This window comes from Streptomyces phaeochromogenes, from assembly GCF_001418655.1.
In the GTDB taxonomy this organism is placed as follows: Bacteria; Actinomycetota; Actinomycetes; order Streptomycetales; family Streptomycetaceae; genus Streptomyces; species Streptomyces phaeochromogenes.
Genome location: NZ_LIQZ01000018.1, coordinates 16,758 through 36,681 on the forward strand (window position 1 = coordinate 16,758; position 19,924 = coordinate 36,681).

Genomic DNA, 19,924 nt, shown 5'->3' on the forward strand with positions numbered 1-19,924 from the left:
CCGGCTCCAATGTTCGAACACCGTACTGCACGGGTGTCACAGGCGGTGAGGGTGAGCGGGCCGTCCTGCGCCCGCTCACCCCCCGGTTGTGCACGCAGTACCTATCCGCGGTGCAGGTAGGCCCGTTGCACGGTCTGCCGCACGGAGTTGCCCGCGGCGTCGCGCGCCGTCACTCTCAGTGTCACGTACGCGTCACCGCGTACCCGCGACGGCTTCTTGACGGCGGCCTCGAACACGTTGTGCCCGCGGTCCTTCACCTCGGCCCGGCTCCAACTCCCGCCGTCGTCGTACGAGGCCTCGACCTGGACGCTCACCCCGCGCGGTGCGGCCAGCGTGTCCTGGGCGCGGACCGACAGTCCGACGGTGTGCGTGCGGCCGGAGCGTACGGCGTTGGACGCGTCGACCGGTACGTCGTAGTCGAGTTGGAGCAGCGGCAGGGCCGTCGCCGTGCCGGCGCTGCCCGAGCGGAACGACCAGGACGTCTCGGTGCCGGTCCCGTACACCCACTCCTGGGACACGCGCGAGGTGGTGAGATCCAACCGGTAGTCGGCCGCCCCGGACGGGACCTCGAAGTCCGTCCAGGCGCTGTCGGCCTCCGCCGTCTTCCGGCCGTTGCGGTACAGCACGGCGGAGGCCGAGTCGCCCTGCGCCGCCTTCGCTCCGCCCGAGGTGCCGATCCCGCCGCCGCCCACGAGCAGCCGCGACCGGTGACCTGCCTGCGAGTCGGTGAACTCCGGGATCCGCAGGCTCAGTACGTCACCCCTGCGCACGGACGGAGTCGCGGTGCCGCGCGGGATCGACGGCCGGACGACGGCCCCCTGCCAGGTGTCGCTCGTCCGCTCGCCCGCCCGGTACGTGCGCGGCGCGTCCGCCATGCCGACGAGCAGCGGCTTGTCCACGTCGAACGTCGTCTCGTGGTGCACGAAATGCTGCCAGGCGGTGTCCCCGGAGCTCACGTACTCGGTCCGCTCGAAGCCGGTCGGCACGTAACGGGTGTACTGCAGCCAGGCGGTGTCCTGGTACGGCCGCCGGGCGAAGCGCTGCTCACTGGCCCACGGGGCGCCGCCGTTGTCGGCGTACCTGGCCCGTACGACCGCGCTGTTGCGCTCGGAGACCGTGTGCACGACCTTGTCCGGAATCCGCTGCGAGGACACCTGCATGACGTCGTACAGATACGGGCTGCGCGCGGTGCCGGTGAACTTCACCGTGGTGTGCCCCTTGCCGATCCGCTTCAACAGAGCGGCTCCCGCGCTCGCGCCGATCCGGACGGTGGGCACGCCCCAGCGGTCGCCCTCAGGATGCCAGCGGGTCCACGCGATGTCGCTGAAGTGGACCAGCACGATGCCCCGTACACCGGCGGCTGCCGCCTGCTCCGCCAAGTCCCTTTCGTTGAGGCCCTGTTCGTTGGTGATGACCGCGAGCTTTCCGCGGGCCCGACTGAAGTCGGGCGCGGTGGCGTCACCCGCGTCGACCGCGGTCAGGCGCGTTCCCTTGTCGTCGAAGAGGGGCGAGGAGGGCATGTAGTAGGCGTCCAGCGGGTCCTTGCCGCCCGACACCGCCATGTCGAGGAGCGGCGCGACGAACTGCCAGCGCGACGCGAACTCGAAGGTGCCGTCGGTGACGGCGGAGGTCGGACTCACGTACAGACGCCTGCCGACGTCGAAGTACATCGTCCCCTGGAGCAGGCTGTGCCCGTCGATCTTCCGGTACGTCTGGTAGCTGAGGATGCCGCGCTGCTCGGCCGGCCGGGGCGTGCGGATGTCGACCAGGGTGGTCCTGCGCGCGTCCAGCGTGACGGACATGTCCTTGGTGACCTTCACCTCCGGCACGACCACATGCCGCAGCTCCTGCCCGTCGGGGGCCGGGTCCAGGGACGAGTAGTCCAACTGGTAGGTGCCCTCCTCGACTTCGGCGACGGCCGGGTCGGTGCCGGTGTAGCCGACGAAGCCGTCGGCTCCCCAGATCGTCGGCAGAGCCTCGACCTGATTGCCCTTGTGGTCGACGGTCTTGACGGTGAGGCGGTGCACCGGCCCCTGCACGACGAGGCTCACCGTGGTGTGCACGGTGACCTTCCCGTCCGCGGAGGCCGCGGTCACGTACCCGTAGTAGTCGCCCTGCTGGGCACGGGCCGGATCGACCGTCAGCGGAACCTCGGCCGTGGCGCCGGCCGGTACGCGGACGGAGGCGGAGCCGAGCCGTACCGCCCCCTCCGCCGGCTCGCGGCCTCCCGCCGTGGCCAGGCGGGTGGTGAGTGCGAGCGTGACGTCGGCGTCGGAGGTGTTCGTGTAACGCAGCTGCGTCGTACGGGTGTTGCCGCCGCCGGTCTCGAACGGGCCCAGTGCGACGGTGCCCGTGGCGGTGACCGGCCCCAGGGCGGCGGCTTCCACATCGACGAGGCCGCCGCCCTGCTCGGTGACCTCCTGACCGTCGGCCGTGCGGGCCGTGCTGACGAGCGCGTCCTTCAACCGGGCCGCGCTCCAGCCGGGATGCCGCTGGGCGAGCAGCGCGGCGGCGCCCGCCACGTGCGGGGCGGCCATCGACGTACCGGAGGCCGCCACATGGTGTGCGTCGACCGGGTCGCCCATCGTCGTGCCGGCCGCGCGGGCCGCGACGATGCCGACGCCGGGCGCCGTCAGATCGGGCTTGACCGCGTCGTCACCCGCGCGTGGACCGCGGCTGGAGAACGGGGCGAGGCCGCCGTTCCGGTCGACCGCGCCGACGGTGAGGGCGGCGTCCGCGGCACCGGGGGAGCCGATGGTGCCCGTGCCCTGCTCGCCGTTGTTGCCCGCAGCGACGACGAACAACGCGCCTGTGCGCTCGGTGAGTTCGTTCAGGGCGAGGCTCATCGGGTCCGTGCCGTCGCTCGGACTGTCCGAGCCCAGACTCATGTTGACGACCTTGGCACCCGCGTCCGCCGCCCACTCCATGCCGGCGATCACCTGGGACTCGGTGCCGTAGCCGTCGTCCCCGAGAACCTTGCCGACGAGCAGGTCGGCGCCGGGCGCCACCCCCTTGCGCCCGCCACCGGACGCGGCTCCGCTGCCTCCGACGATGGACGCGACATGCGTGCCGTGCCCGAAGGCGTCCCCCGTACCGGAGCTGCCCGAGAAGTCCTTGGCCTCGGCGATCCGTCCGGCCAGATCCGGATGGGACTGGTCCGCGCCGGTGTCCAGGACGGCGACCTTGACGGACTCGCCCCGATAGCCGGCCTTCCACACGGCGGGCGCGCCGATCTGCGGGACACTGCGGTCCAGCGTGGCGTCCACCCGGCCGTCGAGCCACACCCGAGGGGTGTCGGCGGCCCGTGCGGCGCTCACCGGGCCGTCGCCCGGGGCCAGTTGCTTCCAGAACCTGCCGAGATCCTCCTCGGCGACCCGCACCGACCTGGCGCCGATGCTGTCCAGCCGGCGGACCGGCGAACCGTCCTCGGCGAGACCGGTCAGCCGCCGCACGGCGGACGCCGCCGCGCCGTCGGCTCCCGCCACGATCAGCGGAAGCGCGTCGCTGTGCGCCTCGTCGTACCGCTGGGCGAGCAGCGCGCTCACGTCGAACAGCTTCCGGTCCAGGCGCCCCGCCGAGACCAGGTCCCCGGCGTCGGACGGCAGGACCGTCAGACGCCTGTCCTGTTCGTAGGTCCTGAAGAGGATGTGCCGCCGCCCGGCACCGGGTGTGACCGAGGCGGTCCGCCGCCCTTCGGCGTCGGTGCCCACGGTCACCCGGTCACCCGTGATCAGGCGCACGGTGCCGAGGCTCTTCGGCGCGGGAGCGTCGGCCGCCGCTGCCGCCGTGGGCCCCGTGCCGGTGCCGGCGGCCACCGGCGCCACGGCACCCGCAGCCAGGGCGAGTCCTGTCGATATCGCCGCCACCAGGCGGATCCGTCTCATCAGTCCCGTGCCTTCCGTCGTACGCGCGGAGAAGTTCATGCGCTGGACAGAATCCGGTGGTACGGAATGCCATGTCACTCGATTCCGGTGGCACAGGTGGGACATGTCGCAACAGCGACACCAACGCGTCCCGGTGTCCCATCGCCGAGGAACTGGCCCCCGTCTCAAGCGAACTGGCCCAATTCGCCGGCGGTCTCACCCGATGACGCGGGCCGGGGCCTGGAGCAACACGTCTCTTCAGTAGCCGATCGTGAAGCGCCGCTGCACGAACCGCGGAAGCTCCGCCTCGTCGATCAGGGCGACCGCCGCGTCCTCCGCCGAGATGCGGCTGCGCCCCTCCGCGTCGCGGACCGCCTGGTCACCGCCGATGCGGAAGCGGCCGGTGCGCTCGCCGGGGGCGATCTCCATGGCGGGGCTGAAGTAGGTCCACAGCCGGTTCGAGGTGCGCAGGACATCGAAGCCGTCACGGGCGCCGCGCGCCGCCGCCGCGTAGGCGCGGGGCAGTCCCAGCCAGTCGAGGATCTCGTGCATGCGCTCGTCCGAGTCGGCGAGCGCCAGTCCGGGCTCGACCTCCAGGCTGCCCGCGCCGCCGATCACGATCAGCCGGGTCCGCGGGTGGCTCTCCAGCGCCTTCGTCAGGGCGCGCGCCACGGTGGAGTGGGTCGTGGGGTCGTCGATCGAGCGCCGGACGGTGTCCTCGAAGTCCTTGGCGGCGTTGCCGGGCTGGTAGGCGCTGATGAGCACGTCGAGGCCGGGCAGCACGGCCGTGATACTCGCCGCGTCCAGGACGTCGACGCTCGCCCAGGTGATGTTCTCCCTCTTCTCGTCGGCCCGTGGCCGCGACGCGTCGCGGCTGAACGCCCTGACGTGATGCCCCCGTTCCAGGGCCTCGGCAACGACCCGGCTGCCGATGGTCCCCGTGGCTCCGACGACTCCGATGTGCATGGTTCTCCCCCTACTCGCATGCGGCACGAGGGCGCGGTCAACCGGATCGGTTGCGCCCGTGCGGTGACTATACGGCGTGAAGTTTCTATACGGCCATCAATTCCGGTGACGCTGTAGAGTGCCCGGGTGGCAGGTACGGCGAGCAGGGCGGGAAGCACGGGGCGGCGCGAGCGGCTCCGGGCCGAGACGACGGCCGAAATCAAGGACGTGGCACTGGAGTTGATGGCCTCGGGCGGGCCCGAAGCCATCACCCTGCGGGCCATCGCCCGCGAGATGGGCATGACGGCCAACGCCATCTACGGCTACTTCGCCACCCGCGACGACCTGGTCACCGTGCTCATCGGCGACGTGTACACCGAGCTGGCCGACGCCGTGGACACCGCGTGGGAGAGCGCCTCCGCCGACAGCCCGGCCACCCGGATCCAGGGCTGGGCCGGCGCCTTCCGGAACTGGGCCCTGGCCAACCCCGAGGGCTTCCGGCTCGTCTACGGCGACCCCGTTCCCGGCTACGACACCCCCCACGGAGGCGCCGCCCCGGAGGCCGCCCACCGGGTCTGCGCCGGGCTCACCGCGCTCGCGGCAGCCGCCTGGCCGTACGCCGAACACCTCCATGAAAGCAGCGAGTTCGCGTGGTCCGACTTCGACGCCGGGCTCGTCGACAAGGTCCGCGCGGACTTCCCCGGTCTGCCGCCCGCCGCCGTCGCGCTCGCCCTGCGAATCTGGGGGCGCCTGCACGGCCTGGTGTCACTGGAGGTCTACGGCCATCTGCGCACCCAGACGACCAGCCCGGACAAGCTCTTCCGGGAGGAAGTGACCCAGCTCGTACGGTCGTTGGACATCCCGCTGCGCAGCTGAGGCCGCGCGCGGGTGAGTACCCACCCCGCCGACCTGAGTATGTGAACTCATGCCTCACCGGACCCGGCCGAAGAGACTGGACCGCAGCGGGGAGCCGGAGCGGCCGGAACCTCTCGTACGAGGGAGCAAGCACGATGAGTTCAGTCACCGGGGGCCAGACGTTGGGCGCTCCTTTCGGTACCTGGCCCGCCCGTCTGTATCTCGCGGTGTCCGCCGCGCTGATCGTCTGGCTGGCCGTCGTGTCGTCGCAGCCCTCGGGCGACGCCTCCTTCGCCGCCGTGATCCCGATCCTCTTCACGGCCCCGACCAGTCTGCTGATCCTGGCGATACCGGACGTATCGGTGGGCTGGCTGTACGCCGTACTCGGCGCGTCCGCCGTGGCCAACGCGTGGCTCATCGACCTCGTCTGGCGGCGGCTCAGCAGCCGGAAGGGCTGACCGGAGGGGCTGACCGGAGGGGCCGATTCGCCCCTGCTGCGGCCGACGTCGTGATGCGTATGCTCGCCCGATGACCGGACAAGAGATCACACAGGGGAGCCGCCAGGGCCTGCTCGCAGGCCAGGTGGTCATGATCACGGGTGCGTCCAGCGGCATCGGCGCGGCAGCGGCACGTCTGTTCGCGGAGGAGGGCGCGGCGGTCGTCCTGACGGCCCGCCGCGCGGAGCGGTTGAACAAGATCGTGGAGGAGATCACCGCCGTCGGCGGGCGGGCGCTCGCGGTTCCGGGCGACGTCGCCGTCGCAGCAGACGTCCGCCGCGCGGTCGAGGCGGCCGTGGAACACTTCGACGGTCTCGACTCCGCCTTCAACAACGCGGGTTACGCCACCGTCGGCACCCTCATGCACGAGACCGACGACGAGGTGTACGACCGCACGATGGACGTCAACGTCCGGGGCGTGTGGAACTGCATGAAGCACCAATTGCCCGTGATGCTCGCGTCGGGCAAGGGGGGTTCCATCGTCAACACCAGCAGCACGGCGGGCCGTTACGCGACCGGGGCCTCCGTCCCGTACGTCGCGTCCAAGCACGCCATCCTGGGGATCACCCGCGCGGCGGCGGCCGAGTACGGGGACCAGGGCATCCGCGTCAACGCGCTCGTCGTCGGTACGACGCGCAGCGAGATGATCGAGGAGGCCGTGCGGCAGTACCCGGACCTGGAGCAGGCTTTCATCGCCCCGCAGATCCAGAAGCGCATGGCCTCGCCCCGGGAGATCGCCGAGGCGGCGGCCTGGCTGTGCAGCCGGCGCTCGTCGTTCGTCACCGGTGTGGCGATGCCGGTGGACGGCGGCATCTCGGCCCAGGCCAAGGCCGGCTGAGCTCCGCGGATTGCCCGGCCCGCCCCGTCGTTCTCACCAGCGCTGCGGTTCGCTCCCCACGATCGGTGCCGACGGTTTGCCGTCGACGCCGACCGGGACGTCGCCCGCGAGCATCACCCGGTGCATGACCCGGGGATGATCGAGATGGGCAGTGTCGCTGGGGGCCAGGTGGATGGTGGCCCTGTTGTCCCAGAAGGCCACACTCCCCGGCTCCCAGCGGAACCGCACGGTGTACTGGGGCCGGGTCGCCTGTCCCAGGAGCATCTCCAGCAGCGGCGCGCTCTCCATGCGGGAAAGACCCAGGATCTGCTCGACGTAGTAGCCGTTGACGAACAGCACGCGCTCGCCCGTCTCCGGGTGCACCCGCACCAGCGGATGCTCGGTGGCGATCTGCCGGTCCAGCAGATGCCGTACGTACGCGTCGTCGCCGGGCCGTGGCTGATAACCGACCCCCAGCCGGTGCTCCGCGCGCAGCCCGTCGATGAAGTCGCGCAGGGGCCCGGAGAGCCCCGCGTACGCCGCCGCCAGGTTGGACCAGGTCGTGTCGCCGCCGTACGGGGGCACGTCCTCCGCGCGCAGGATGGTCGCGGCCGGCGGATCGACGCGGGCGCCGTGGTCGCAGTGCCAGCCGCGCAGCAGTGAGTGCCGGCGCCTGCGCAGCCACTCGTCGTGGTCCATGCCGTAGCGCCCGCCGAGTTCCAGCCGGTCGGCCGTCGTCTCGACCTCCGGGAAGTCCGGGGGTGACGCGCTGCCGCGTTTGCCGAGGCGGACCGGTTCGCCGAACCGCTTGGCGAACGCGACGTGCGAGGAGTGGTCCAGGCGCTGCCCCCGGAAGAACACCACCTTCCAGCGCAGCACCGCAGCGCGGATCCCGGCGACCACCGTGTCGTCCAGGTCCCCGGCCAGGTCGACGCCCGTGATCTCCGCGCCGATGTGTCCCGCGACCGGCTTCACCTCGACCTGTGTGTCCCTGTCCGTCGTCATACGGGCTCCGTCGATCGCTCGTTCCGACTGGTCGGGGCAAGCATGACCGCTCCGTCCGGAGTACGACAGTGCGCCTCGGGGGAGCGGTTCACGTCCGCGGGCGAAGGGCCGAGGCCTTGGCCGCCAGTGCGTCGAGCAGCAGGTCAACGGCCGGCTCGAAGGAGCTCTCGGCCATGGCGTGCAGCTCGCCCCGCACCTCGCTCAGCGCGGGATGGGACTCCGGGTCGACCGACTGGTAGGCCTCCGTCCACGCCCGCTCGTCGGCCTCGCGCTGCTCCCGGGGAAGCGCATGGCACGCCGCGTCCAGGGCCGCGTGGCTGAGAACCGTGTCGATGAAGGCCAGGTAGAGGCGGACGGCGTCGGCCGGCGGGAAACCGGCGGACAGCAGCAGACCGACCCCGGTCTCCACGGCACGGAACTCGTTCTCACGGCGCGTGACCCGGAACGAGGCCATGGCGGCGGCCCGCGGATGAGCGAGGTATCCGGCACGTACCCGCATCGCCATGTCGCGCAGCGAGGCGACCCAGTCGGGACCCGCGACGAATCCGACCATGGTGTCCCCGATGATCCGGTCGGCGATGGCCAGCAGCAGATCGTCGGTGTTGCGGAAGTAGCGGTAGAGCGCGCTCGGGTCGCACCCGAGGGCCGCGCCGAGGCGGCGCACGCTCAGCGCCTCCGGACCGTGCTCGCCGATCAGCCGCAGCGCGGTCTCGGTGATGAGCTCCTTGGACAGCACGACGCCCGAGGCGGTCGGGCGACGGCGTCGGCGTTCCTGCGGGGCGCGGGTGGGCATGAGGGCGGATCCCTTCGCACGGTCGACGGGCCTGTGCACGCTCAGTGAACGGCTCACCCCAGCCTTATGTCAACAGGATTGACGCAAGGTGTGCGGCCGTTGTTCCATCCTTCGCAACCCCCACACGGCTCTTCCTCCCGTCCCTCTCCCTCCTCGTGAGGAGCCCTGATGTCCTCCCTCGCTCCCGGCCAGTCCGCCCCTGACCGCCCGCCCGCCGAACTGCGCCGCTCGCTCGGCGTCGTCGACGGTGTCGCCATCGCCGCCTCCAGCACGGCGGCCACCACCAGCATCGCCATCGGCATGGGCGCCATCGGCACGATCGTCGGTCTCCAGGCCCCGGCCCTGCTGCTCCTGGCGTTCCTGCCCGTCCTCGGCATCGCCACGGCCTTCGCCCGCCTCAACCGCTCGGAACCCAACTGCGGCAACGGCTACACCTGGGTCGGCAAGTCCCTCGGCCCCTGGCCCGGCTTCCTGGCCGGCTGGGTCACCCTCGTCGGCTCGATCATCTTCCTCGCCTACACGAGCGCGGTGACCGGCTCGGTCGTGCTGATCTTCGCCAACAAGGCCGGCCTGGACTCCCTCGCCGGGATCGCCCTCGACCCGACGTCCACCGCAGTGAGCACGGTCGTCGGCCTGGTGGTCCTCGCCGCCGTCACCGTCCTCGCGATCACCGGGGTGCGCAGTGCCACCCGGCTCCAGTTCGGCCTGCTGGTCTTCGAGTACGCCGTCCTGCTGGTCTTCTGTACGTGGGCCCTGGTGACCGGCCATCAGGACTTCTCCTGGGCGTGGTTCAACCCCTTCGAGATCTCCAGCGGCACGGCCTTCGCGCAGGGCATGGTCCTCGCGGTGTTCTTCTTCTGGGGCTGGGACGCGGCGTTCAGCGTCACCGAGGAGACCAGGAGCCCCGGCGACTCGGCCCGCGGCGGGTTCATCGCCCTGTTCGCCATGCTCGGGCTCTTCATCTTCGCCTCGGTCGCGTTCCAGCGGGAGATGAGCCTGCCCGAACTCATCGAGAACGGCCCGCAGGCCCTCCCGTACCTCGGCGCCAAGCTCGCCGCCGAACCCTGGGCCAGCCTCCCGCTGCTCGCCCTCATGTTCTCGGCCGTCGCCTCCGTCCAGTCCTCCGTCATCCCCACCGCCCGCGGACTGCTCGCCATGGGCCGCGACCGCACGATGGGCCCGGTGTGGACCCGGATCCACCCCAAGTACGGCACGCCCGCCGCCGGAACCGTCCTCGTCATGTCGATCGCCGCCGCCATCGCCCTGCTCGCCATGGCCATCCCCAAGCTGAGCGACATGCTGCTGGCCGCCGTCAACGCCATCGGTCTCGTCGTCGCCCTCTACTACGGCCTCACCGCGCTCGCCTGCGCCGTCCGCTTCCGGGCCGCCCGCCACGACGGGCCCCGCGAGGCACTGCTGGCCGTCGGCGTGCCGGCCGCTTCCGGACTGGTCCTGCTGGGCCTCGGCGGCTACCTCGGATACTCGTACCTGACCATGACCGACCACATCGAACTCAGCCCCGACAACGGCTGGTTCATGCTCTCGCTGCCCGTCACCATCGTGCTGAGCGGACTCGGCATGGCGGCCGTCGCCAAGTACGCCCGCCGCTCGCCCTACTTCACCACCGGGCGCGGCACCGACGCCGACGCGCTCGCCCTCCCGATGGACCGCACTGCCGTCTGATCTCCTCCCGATGGACCGTCCGACCCCTCCCCTCTGGAGCGTTGAACCCATGTCCCACCCCCAGGCTGCCGACCTCGTCCTCACCGGCGGGCCCGTCCACACCGTCGACGCCGCGCGCAGCCGGGCCACCGCCGTGGCCGTGCGCGGCGGGCGGATCGTCGCCGTCGGTCACGACGAGGTCCACGAGCTGATCGGCACCGGTACCGAGGTCGTCGACCTCGCCGGACGGCTGCTGCTGCCCGGCTTCCAGGACGCCCACGTCCACCCCCAGGGCGCGGGCACCGAACTGGGCCTGTGCCACCTGAACGACACCGTCGACCCGCAGGAGTACCTGCGGCGCGTCAGGGTGTACGCCGACGAGCACCCGGACGCCGAGTGGATCACCGGGGGCGGCTGGTCCATGGAGGCCTTTCCCGGCGGCACGCCCACCGCCGCCCTGCTCGACACGGTCGTCCCCGACCGGCCCGTGTTCCTGCCCAACCGGGACCACCACGGAGCCTGGGTCAACTCCCGTGCCCTGGAACGGGCCGGCATCGACGCCCGCACCCCCGACCCGTCCGACGGCCGCATCGAACGGGACGCCGACGGCAACCCCACCGGCATGCTCCAGGAAGGCGCGGCCCACCTGGTGTCCCGCCTGATGCCCGACCCCACCCCCGAGGAACAACTCGCCGCGCTGCTGAGGGCCCAGTCGGTCCTCCACTCGTACGGGGTCACCGCCTGGCAGGACGCCATCGTCGGCGAGTACGCGAACATGACCGATCCGACTCCCGCCTATCACGAGGCAGTCGACCGCGGTCTGCTCACCGCCCGGGTCGTCGGCGCGCTGTGGTGGGACCGGAGCCGGGGCGGCGAACAGATCCCCGAACTCGCCGCCCGCAGGGAGGAGTTGAGCCGGGGCAGGTTCCGGGCCACCAGCGTGAAGGTCATGCAGGACGGCATCGCCGAGAACCACACCGCCGCCCTGCTGGGCCCGTATCTCACCCGCTGCGGCTGCGCCTCCGACAACTCCGGACTCAGCTTCGTCGAGCCGGACGAGCTGAAGAAGTACGTCACCGAACTCGACGCGCTCGGCTTCCAGGTCCACTTCCACGCGCTCGGCGACCGCGCGGTGCGTGAGGCGCTTGACGCCGTGGAGGCGGCCCGCGCGGCCAACGGGTGGCGCGACACCCGCCACCACCTCGCCCACCTCCAGGTCGTCCACCCCGAGGACGTACCTCGCTTCCGCGCACTGGGCGCGACCGCCAACCTCCAGGCGTTGTGGGCCGCCCACGAACCGCAGATGGACGAGCTCACCATCCCGTTCCTGGGCCCCGAACGGGCCGCGTGGCAGTACCCGTTCGGCGACCTCCTGCGCGCCGGAGCCACCCTCGCCGCGGGCAGCGACTGGCCGGTCAGCAGCCCCGACCCCCTGGCGGCCCTCCATGTCGCCGTCAACCGTGTCGCCCCCGACGCACCCGAGGACACTGGGGCCTTCCTGCCGGACCAGAAACTCGACCTCGGCGCCGCCGTCGCCGCGTACACCGCGGGCAGCGCCCACGCCAACCACCTCGACGACACCACCGGAAGTATCACCGTCGGCAGGCTCGCCGACCTGGTCGTCCTGGACCGGGACCCGTTCGCCGGACCGCCGGAGGAGATCGCCGCCACGCGGGTGCTCCAGACGTTCGTCGACGGCCGCCGGGTGTACGCGGCGGCCGACGCGTGACGGACGGGACGAGGACGGGCTACGGATTGTCGGACGACTGCCAGTCCGAGGCCAGCAGGCCGAACAGCAGGTCGTCCGTCCACTCGTCCTTGAGCCAACTGGCCTGCCGGAGAAGCCCTTCCTGGACGAATCCGACCCGTCGCAGCAGCCGGGCCGAACGGTCGTTGCGCGCGTCGCACTCGGCGGAGACGCGGTGCAGTCCCCGGCGTTCGAAGAGATCGCCGAGGACAGCTCGTACGGCCTCCGTGGCGTAGCCGTGTCCCTGCCGGTCGCCGGCCAGGGTGAAGCCGAGCTCTGCCTGCATGCGGTTCTCGTGCAGGCAGACTCCGACGTCCCCCACCAGACAGCGGTCGGCCTTGAGCTCGATCGCGTACTGGAACCATCCCGGTTCCTCGGGGGACCCCGTGGCCAGGCCACGCACCATCCGCGCCGCCGAGTCGAGCGACACCGGCGCGGTCCAGCTCTGGTAGCGGGCCACCAGCGGATCGGAGCGGTACGCGGCCAGCGGCGCCGCGTCCTCGGCACGGAAGCGGCGCAGTACGAGCCTGGGAGTCTCCAGCAGCATGGCCCGATCGTCCCACGACCGCGATACGCGCCCGGCTCCGCGGAGCCCTGGACGTCGGGCCATGCACGGACGGAGCCTCAGGACACGTACACGGCCAGGGCGTCAGGACACGTAAGAGGCGTTCTGCGCCGTGGTCACCACCTTCTGGCCGTCGGCCTGGGCGAGAAGGCCCGCCGACACCCAGGAATTCACCGTGCTCTGTACACGCGAGACCAGCGCGGCCTTGTTGCCGAAGGGGGCGCCTGCCCAGATCTCGTCCAAGAGCGTGGTGCCGTCGGACCTGGCCGGGTTGTTCACGCCGGAATCGGTGGTGCCGAACACCACCTTGGGCTCCGAGCGCCGGAAGTAGGCGTGGGTCGGGTCCTCGGTGCCCTCGGAGAACGGGGCGAACTCCGTGCCGTTCAGGGTGTAGTGGAGCGGCTTGCCGGACACGGGGGAGAGGCTCGGCAGCAGGTCGCCGGAGAGGGCGGCGTTGCGGTAGAGCCCGAACTGCACATAGCTCGTACCGGAGTTGCGGGCGACCAGGTTGACCGGGCCGTAGAAGAGGGTCTGCAGTCCTGAGTCGTCGAGGGCCTTCTCGACCCGGGCCCGGAAGGGGACGGCGACCTTCACGACGTCACCGCTCTGCCAGGTCCGTGAGACGGCGAAGTAGCTCCCGGCGACCGGAGTCCCGCTCACCGCACTGCCGTTGACCGTCACCCGGAAGCCGCTCGTCGCCCAGGACGGCACCCGCAGCCGCAGCTCGAAGGCCGCGCTGCCGCCGCCGAAGGTGAGGGTGGAGCCCTGCTCCCTCGGATAGTCCGTGGTCTGCGTGACCGTGACGCCCTTCTCGGCCCAGGTCAGGGTGGTCGGGCTGTAGAGGTTGACGTACAGCGCGCTCCCGTCGGCCTTCTTGAAGTACACCGAGTCCTGGTACTTCGTGGCGCTCTCCATACCTGTTCCCTCGCAGCAGGTGGTGCCCTGCTTGGGGGTGTAGTCCCGGACATGACCGGGCGTCAGGCCGATGAAATAGGTGACGAGCGGCTTCTCCGCGTCGGCCTTGTCCTGCTTGGAGCCGAGGACCTGGTTGTAGAGGGCCCGCTCGTAGTAGTCCATGTACTTCGGGTCCTGCTCGTGGAAGAACAGCATCCGGCTGAGCTTGAGCAGGTTGTACGCGCAGCACGACTCGGCGGTGGTGTCGCTGATCGTCCCCGCGATGACCCCGCGCGCCTTCCAGAACTCGGCCGTACTGGTCCCGCCGATGCCGTACATGCGGTGGGGCACGACCATGCCCCAGAAGTTCTTCGCGGCGGTGAGGTAGCGGGCCTCGCCCGTCGCGTCGTACAGCCGGATCAGGCCGGTGAAGATGGGGATGTGCTGGTTGGCGTGCAGTCCGTCGAGCGTGTCGGTGTTCGCGGCGCAGGCGTCGATGAGCTCGTCGAGGTCGAACAGCCTGGCCAGCGCGAGGTGTTCGGCCTTGCCGGTGATCGTGTACAGGTCGACGATCGTCTCGACGATGCCGCCGAACTCCCCGCTGGAGAAGATGCCCCACATCCGCTGCAGAGTGGCCTCGGGCAGCTTGGACAGCCGGGAGTACATCCAGTCGCACATGCCGGACGCGAGGTCGAGCGCCCGTGCGTCGTCCGTGGCGAGGTACGCGTCCAGCAGGCCCTTGAGGATCTTGTGCGCGGTGTAGTAGGGCGCCCACACCTTGGTGTAGTCCGGGCTGGTCCGCGACTCCAGGTCGATGAACTGCGTCTCCGGATAGGCGGCTAGGAACCCGGTGTGGCTCGGCCCGCCCCAGGTCCTGCGCAGCGTCGCGGTCAGCCCGCGGCCCGAGGCGTCGGCGAACGTGCCGCCCGTGGTCTCGTCGAAGGTGTACGAGGCCAGGGTGCCGCGGCCCGCCGAGGAGGCGGCGGCGCGGTTGCTCTGCAACGACGTGATCTCGGCGGCGGTGAGGGCCCGCGACCAGACGTTGAACTCGTCGTAGACGCCCGCGAACACCGGGTCGTCGAAGTTCGACCGGCCGAGCCAGTTGTTCGTCAGGGCGCCCAGGGACGACGGGTTGAGCGTCATCGACGTGTTCTGGGCGACGGAGGTGCCGTTGACGTAGAGGGTGCCGGTGCTGCCCGCGATCGTCACGGCCAGGTGGCTCCACTGGTTCAGCGGCAGCGCGGCGGTGCCGTTGAGTCCCTGTTCCCCGCCGGGCCCGTTGGTGGAGATGGCGAAGCGCGGTACGCCGGTCGCGTTGCGGGCGGCCAGGTACATGTACCGGGTGTTGTTGTTGCCGAAGTCGAAGACCCGGGTCCAGTTGGCGCCGTGGGTGGGCTTCACCCAGGCCGACAGGGTGATCGTCGCGGAGCCGTTGAGCACGGCTGACGGCAGGCTGACGTACTGGTAGGAGCCCCGCACGTTCTCTGCCGCGGTGCCGAACTTCCCGGTGGCGCTGAGCACCGCCGGGTCCTTGCGCAGGGCGGCGCGCACGTCGGTCAGAGCACCGACCATGGTGCGGATCTTGTCGGCGTAGGCCTGGTCGCCGGTGCTCGCGTACGCCTGGGACAGCATGGTCAGGAAGTGGCCGGTGTAGTGGCCGCGGAGGTTGCCGTTGGCCTCACCGTCCAGGCCCTCCCAGCCGCCGGGGGCGACCGCGCCGCCGGTGGAGAGCCCGGCGTTGGCGCGGAACACCTGGAGCAGCCGGTTCACGTCGTAGCCGCGGCCGTGGTCGAGCATCAGCTGGCGCTTGGCGGCGAAGACGCCCTGACCGACCTTCACGTCCTTGAGCTCGAACGGCCGGAGTGTCCAGGCGGAGGGCGCGGGCAGCGTCGCGGCGGCGGCCGAGCCGCCTCCCGCCGCGTACGAGAACGCCGGGGTCGCGGTGGCGAACAGTGCGGCCTGGAGGAGTCTCCGTCTGGGGAGGGCGGGGGCCATTCGTTCCTCGTCTCTGCGCGGAGGGTCGGGACCGGGCGACGGGTGTACGTGCGTCGACGGTGTTCGAAATGCCGTACGGCGTGCGGAAGTTCGACCAAAACATAGATTTGGGGTGGGGGCACGTCAACGCTTCCGGCGCGTTCGGCTCCGGTTAATTTGGCGCGACGGGTGTCCGTCGTGGGCGCCGCCTCCCCGGTACCTGTGCGACTGATGGAAATCCAGTGGTGACGATCCGTTGACTTCCGTGTGGTGCGGGCCTAGCTTCAGCGTCCCATCGGTTCGACGAATCGTTCACTGTTCGGTATGTCGACCACTCTCTGTGTGCTGGGTTGCCGCGCCCCCGGAAGGAACCCCCATGCCCTTTCAGCAGTTCGTCCCCCGTGCAAGACGCCTGTGCAGAGCCGTCGTTGTCCGTGCCGCCGTTCTCGCCCTGGCCGCCGGCGCCCTGGTCGGTCTCCAGGAGCAGCAGGGGGCTGCCGATCTCGACCGGACGCAGCCGGTCGCGGTGACGTCGAATCAGATTCCGGTGCCGACGGCCCCGATGGGCTGGGCCTCCTGGAACACCTTCGCCGCAAAGATCGACTACAACGTCATCAAGACGCAGGTCGACGCGTTCGTCGCGGCGGACCTGCCGGCGGCCGGTTACAAGTACATCAACCTCGACGAGGGCTGGTGGCAGGGCACCCGTGACAGCGCGGGCAACATCACGATCGACGAGTCCGAGTGGCCCGGCGGGATGAGCGCCATCGCCGACTACATCCACAGCAAGGGCCTCAAGGCCGGCATCTACACCGACGCCGGCAGGGACGGCTGCGGCTACTACTTCCCGACCGGCCGTCCAGCGGCCCCGGGCAGCGGCAGCGAGGGCCACTACGAGCAGGACATGCTCCAGTTCTCGCAGTGGGGCTTCGACTACGTCAAGGTCGACTGGTGCGGTGGCGACGTCGAGGGCCTCGACGCCAGGACCACCTACCAGGCCATCAGTGACGCCGCCGCGAAGGCGACGGCCGCCACCGGACGGCCGCTGACCCTGTCGATCTGCAACTGGGGCAAGCAGAACCCGTGGAACTGGGGCGCCGGCATGGCCGCCCTGTGGCGGACCAACACCGACATCATCTTCCACGGCAACTCGCCCTCGTGGGACAGCATGCTGACCAACTTCGACACCAACGTGCACCCCACCGCCCAGCACACCGGCTACTACAACGACCCGGACATGCTGATGGTCGGCATGGACGGCTTCACCGCCGCCCAGAACCGCAGCCACATGAACCTCTGGGCCGTCTCCGGGGCACCGCTCCTCGCCGGAAACAACCTGGCGACCATGAGCACCGAATCGGCGAACATCCTGAAGAACCCCGAGGTCATCGCGGTCGACCAGGACCCGCGCGGCCTCCAGGGCGTCAAGGTCGCCGAGGACGCCTCGGGCCTGCAGACGTACGGCAAGGTCCTGTCCGGCACCGGCAAGCGGGCCGTCGTCCTGCTCAACCGCACCTCCAGCGCGCAGAACATGACCGTCCGCTGGTCCGACCTGGGCCTGACCAACGCGTCCGCGACGGTCCGCAACCTCTGGACGCGGGCGAACGTGGGCAGTTTCGGTACGAGTTACACGGTCAACGTCCCCGCCAAGGACTCGGTGATGCTCACGGTCACCGGCGCCACCGAGGCCGCGAGCACCACGTACGAGGCCGAGGCCTCCGGCAACACCAAGGGCGGCTCTGCGGCCGACGCCACCTGCGCCAACTGCTCCGGCGGTACCAAGGTGGGCGGTGTCGGCAACGGCGCGGTCAACACCCTCCGGTTCAACGCCGTTTCGGCGGCCGACACGGGCACCAAGGTCGTCGACATCGCCTACGTCAACGGCGACAGCGCGGCCCGTACGGCGGTCCTCCAGGTCAACGGGCAGACGGCGACCAAGGTCTCCTTCCCGCCGACCGGCTCCTGGACCACGCCCGGCACCGTCTCGGTCGAGGTGTCCCTGACCAAGGGCTCGGCGAACACCCTGACGTTCTCCAACTCCTCCGCCTGGACGCCCGATCTGGACGCGATCGAGGTACGGCCGCTGCCCGGCACCAACGGCACGCAGTTCACGGGACAGCAGTCCAGTCGCTGCCTCGACGTCGACAACAACACCATCACCAACGGGACCCAGGCGCAGCTGTGGGACTGCGCGGGCGGCGTCAACCAGTCCTGGACGTACACCGCGCGCAAGGAACTCGTCGTCTACGGCAACAAGTGTCTCGATGCCTACCAGGCGGGGACCACCAACGGCACGAAGGTCGTCATCTGGGACTGCAACGGCGGCAACAACCAGAAGTGGAACGTGAACGCCGACGGGACCGTGACGAATGTCAATGCCGGGCTCTGTCTGGATGCCTACAACGCAGCGACCGCCAACGGTACGAAGGTCGTCCTCTGGACATGTGGTGGGGGAGCGAATCAGAAGTGGACTCGGCAGTAACCGGGTGAGTCCTTCGCCGGGGCGCGGTGACGAGCCTGCGGCCCTGTGGTGGCTGGACGCGCAGTTCCCCGCGCCCCCTGAGGGGCGCGGGGCGTCCTCAGCGGGTGACGTTTGTCGTGAGTAGGCGGAGCAACTGCTTTGCCGTGGCGTCCTGTTCGGGGGACAGGCCCATGGCGTCGCCGATGGCGAGAGGGACGGTGTCCGCGCGTTCCCTGAGCCGGGCTCCCGCGTCGGTGAGGCGCAGGGCGACGGAACGCTCGTCCTCCGCCCGGCGCTCGCGCCGCAGCAGGCCGTTCGCCTCAAGGCGCTTGAGGAGCGGGGAGAGGGTGCTCGACTCCAACTGGAGGGCGTTGCCCAGGTCCCGTACGGAGATCTGGTCCTGCTCCCACAGTACGAGCATCACCAGGTACTGCGGATAGGTCAGTCCGAGTTCGTCCAGCAGGGGCCGATAGCGGGCGGTGACCGCGCGTGAGGCCGCATAGAGGGCGAAGCAGAGCTGGTCGTCCAGGAGCAGGGAACCCTCCTGGCTCGGTTCGGCCCCTGGTGTGCTCACGGTGTCGCTCCCTGTTCCTGTGCCTGCTCCGGTGCGTCGCACGGCGATCTCCACTCTACCGTTCGAGTCTCCTCGATTCTATCGTGCCCTAATGAGTTGCGCACGACTAAATAGCGCGCTACTTTCGAGGTGTGCCGCCGCTCCGGCGAAAGACCGTCGACGGAGCCTGCCCACGGCACCGGATCCGAGGAGATCGCCATGACCGACACCACCGGCAACCGTCCCGTCCTGGAGCCCGCCGCCGCGGCCTTCTCCGAGGCGACCGCGAACCCGCCCTACCTGTTCGACCTCGGCCCGGCAGAGGGCCGTAAGACGGTTGACGAGGTGCAGTCGGGCGACATCGCCAAGCCGGACGTCGACGAGGAGTGGGTCACGGTCCCCGGCGGTCCGACCGGACAGGTCCGGGCACGCATCGTCCGCCCGGCGGGTGCCTCCGGCGTCCTCCCGGTGATCATCTACATCCACGGCGCCGGCTGGGTCTTCGGCAACGCCCACACCCACGACCGCCTGGTCCGCGAGCTCGCCGTCGGCGCGAACGCGGCCGTGGTCTTCCCCGAGTACGACCTCTCGCCCGAAGCCCGCTACCCGGTCGCCATCGAGCAGAACTACACCGTCGCCAGGTGGGTCGTCACCGACGGCGTCGGCCACAACCTGGACGCCTCCCGGATCGCGGTGGCGGGCGACTCCGTCGGCGGCAACATGAGCGCGGCCCTGACCCTGATGGCCAAGGAGCGCGGCGATGTGCCCCTCGTCCAGCAGGTCCTCTTCTACCCGGTCACCGACGCCGCCTTCGACACCGGTTCCTACCACCAGTTCGCCGAGGGCTACTTCCTGCGCCGCGACGCCATGCAGTGGTTCTGGGACCAGTACACGACCGACGAGAAGCAGCGCGCCGAGATCACCGCGTCCCCGCTGCGGGCCACCACCGAGCAGCTCACCGGTCTGCCGCCGGCCCTGGTCATCACCGGCGAGGCCGACGTCCTGCGCGACGAGGGCGAGGCCTACGCCAACAAGCTGCGCGAGGCGGGCGTCCCGGTCACGGCGGTCCGCTACCAGGGCATCATCCACGACTTCGTGATGCTCAACGCCCTCGCCGACACCCACGCGGCCCGCGCCGCCATCAGCCAGGCGGTGACCGTACTGAAGGGCGCCCTCGCCACCGGCTGACCGGCCGTCCGGCCACCGACCCGGCCTCCCGACCCCACGCACCGCGCGGAGGGTCGGGAGGCCGGACGGCGTTCGGCCCCGAGCGGCACGGACACGCGTACAACG

14 protein-coding genes are annotated in these 19,924 nt (G+C 70.6%); 7 read left to right on the forward strand and 7 right to left on the reverse strand.

Annotated elements, in window-relative coordinates:
- Positions 1 to 101: 101 nt before the first annotated feature.
- Positions 102 to 3,884 (reverse strand): S8 family serine peptidase, encoded by a 3,783-nt coding sequence (locus AOK17_RS03050; RefSeq protein ID WP_055610738.1) that lies wholly within the window; start codon positions 3,882 to 3,884, stop codon positions 102 to 104.
- Positions 3,885 to 4,121: 237 nt separating this feature from the next.
- On the reverse strand, positions 4,122 to 4,829 hold the full coding sequence (locus AOK17_RS03055; RefSeq protein ID WP_055610694.1) for an NAD(P)-dependent oxidoreductase: 708 nt from the start codon (positions 4,827 to 4,829) through the stop codon (positions 4,122 to 4,124).
- Positions 4,830 to 4,955: 126 nt separating this feature from the next.
- Between AOK17_RS03055 and AOK17_RS03060 the strand changes: the two genes are divergently transcribed.
- The 3 genes from AOK17_RS03060 (at position 4,956) to AOK17_RS03070 (ending at position 6,998) form a co-directional block, all read left to right on the forward strand.
- Positions 4,956 to 5,684, forward strand: coding sequence for a TetR/AcrR family transcriptional regulator (locus AOK17_RS03060; protein WP_055610695.1), 729 nt, complete (start codon positions 4,956 to 4,958; stop codon positions 5,682 to 5,684).
- Positions 5,685 to 5,818: 134 nt separating this feature from the next.
- The gene (locus AOK17_RS03065; protein ID WP_055610696.1) at positions 5,819 to 6,121 is read left to right on the forward strand and encodes an SCO4225 family membrane protein; all 303 of its coding nucleotides are present in this window, start codon (positions 5,819 to 5,821) and stop codon (positions 6,119 to 6,121) included.
- A gap of 70 nt (positions 6,122 to 6,191) precedes the next feature.
- Complete coding sequence (locus tag AOK17_RS03070) at positions 6,192 to 6,998, forward strand: SDR family NAD(P)-dependent oxidoreductase (RefSeq protein WP_079052762.1); 807 nt, start codon at positions 6,192 to 6,194, stop codon at positions 6,996 to 6,998.
- Positions 6,999 to 7,031: 33 nt separating this feature from the next.
- Here the strand turns inward: AOK17_RS03070 and AOK17_RS03075 are convergent, their stop codons facing one another.
- On the reverse strand, positions 7,032 to 7,982 hold the full coding sequence (locus AOK17_RS03075) for a TauD/TfdA dioxygenase family protein (protein ID WP_055610697.1): 951 nt from the start codon (positions 7,980 to 7,982) through the stop codon (positions 7,032 to 7,034).
- Between the two features lie 88 nt (positions 7,983 to 8,070).
- Positions 8,071 to 8,775, reverse strand: coding sequence for a TetR/AcrR family transcriptional regulator (locus AOK17_RS03080; protein ID WP_055610698.1), 705 nt, complete (start codon positions 8,773 to 8,775; stop codon positions 8,071 to 8,073).
- A 168-nt stretch (positions 8,776 to 8,943) separates the two neighbouring features.
- Between AOK17_RS03080 and AOK17_RS03085 the strand changes: the two genes are divergently transcribed.
- Together AOK17_RS03085 and AOK17_RS03090 are read left to right on the forward strand one after the other, a co-directional pair.
- The gene (locus tag AOK17_RS03085) at positions 8,944 to 10,458 is read left to right on the forward strand and encodes an APC family permease (protein WP_055610699.1); all 1,515 of its coding nucleotides are present in this window, start codon (positions 8,944 to 8,946) and stop codon (positions 10,456 to 10,458) included.
- Between the two features lie 49 nt (positions 10,459 to 10,507).
- Positions 10,508 to 12,166: an amidohydrolase gene (locus AOK17_RS03090; RefSeq protein WP_055610700.1), complete on the forward strand. Its 1,659-nt coding sequence runs from the start codon at positions 10,508 to 10,510 to the stop codon at positions 12,164 to 12,166.
- Between the two features lie 19 nt (positions 12,167 to 12,185).
- On the opposite strand, the gene AOK17_RS03095 is transcribed toward AOK17_RS03090, so the two are convergent.
- Both AOK17_RS03095 and AOK17_RS03100 read right to left on the reverse strand, forming a co-directional pair.
- Positions 12,186 to 12,731, reverse strand: a complete 546-nt coding sequence (locus AOK17_RS03095; protein WP_055610701.1) for a GNAT family N-acetyltransferase — start codon at positions 12,729 to 12,731, stop codon at positions 12,186 to 12,188.
- A 102-nt stretch (positions 12,732 to 12,833) separates the two neighbouring features.
- Entirely contained in the window at positions 12,834 to 15,638 is a 2,805-nt protein-coding gene (locus AOK17_RS03100; protein ID WP_055610702.1) for a beta-L-arabinofuranosidase domain-containing protein, read from the reverse strand.
- 355 nt (positions 15,639 to 15,993) lie between these two features.
- Between AOK17_RS03100 and AOK17_RS03105 the strand changes: the two genes are divergently transcribed.
- Complete coding sequence (locus tag AOK17_RS03105; protein ID WP_107102279.1) at positions 15,994 to 18,099, forward strand: RICIN domain-containing protein; 2,106 nt, start codon at positions 15,994 to 15,996, stop codon at positions 18,097 to 18,099.
- 97 nt (positions 18,100 to 18,196) lie between these two features.
- On the opposite strand, the gene AOK17_RS03110 is transcribed toward AOK17_RS03105, so the two are convergent.
- On the reverse strand, positions 18,197 to 18,652 hold the full coding sequence (locus AOK17_RS03110) for a MarR family winged helix-turn-helix transcriptional regulator (RefSeq protein WP_206190665.1): 456 nt from the start codon (positions 18,650 to 18,652) through the stop codon (positions 18,197 to 18,199).
- A gap of 198 nt (positions 18,653 to 18,850) precedes the next feature.
- Between AOK17_RS03110 and AOK17_RS03115 the strand changes: the two genes are divergently transcribed.
- The gene (locus tag AOK17_RS03115) at positions 18,851 to 19,819 is read left to right on the forward strand and encodes an alpha/beta hydrolase (protein WP_055610703.1); all 969 of its coding nucleotides are present in this window, start codon (positions 18,851 to 18,853) and stop codon (positions 19,817 to 19,819) included.
- Positions 19,820 to 19,924: the final 105 nt, after the last annotated feature.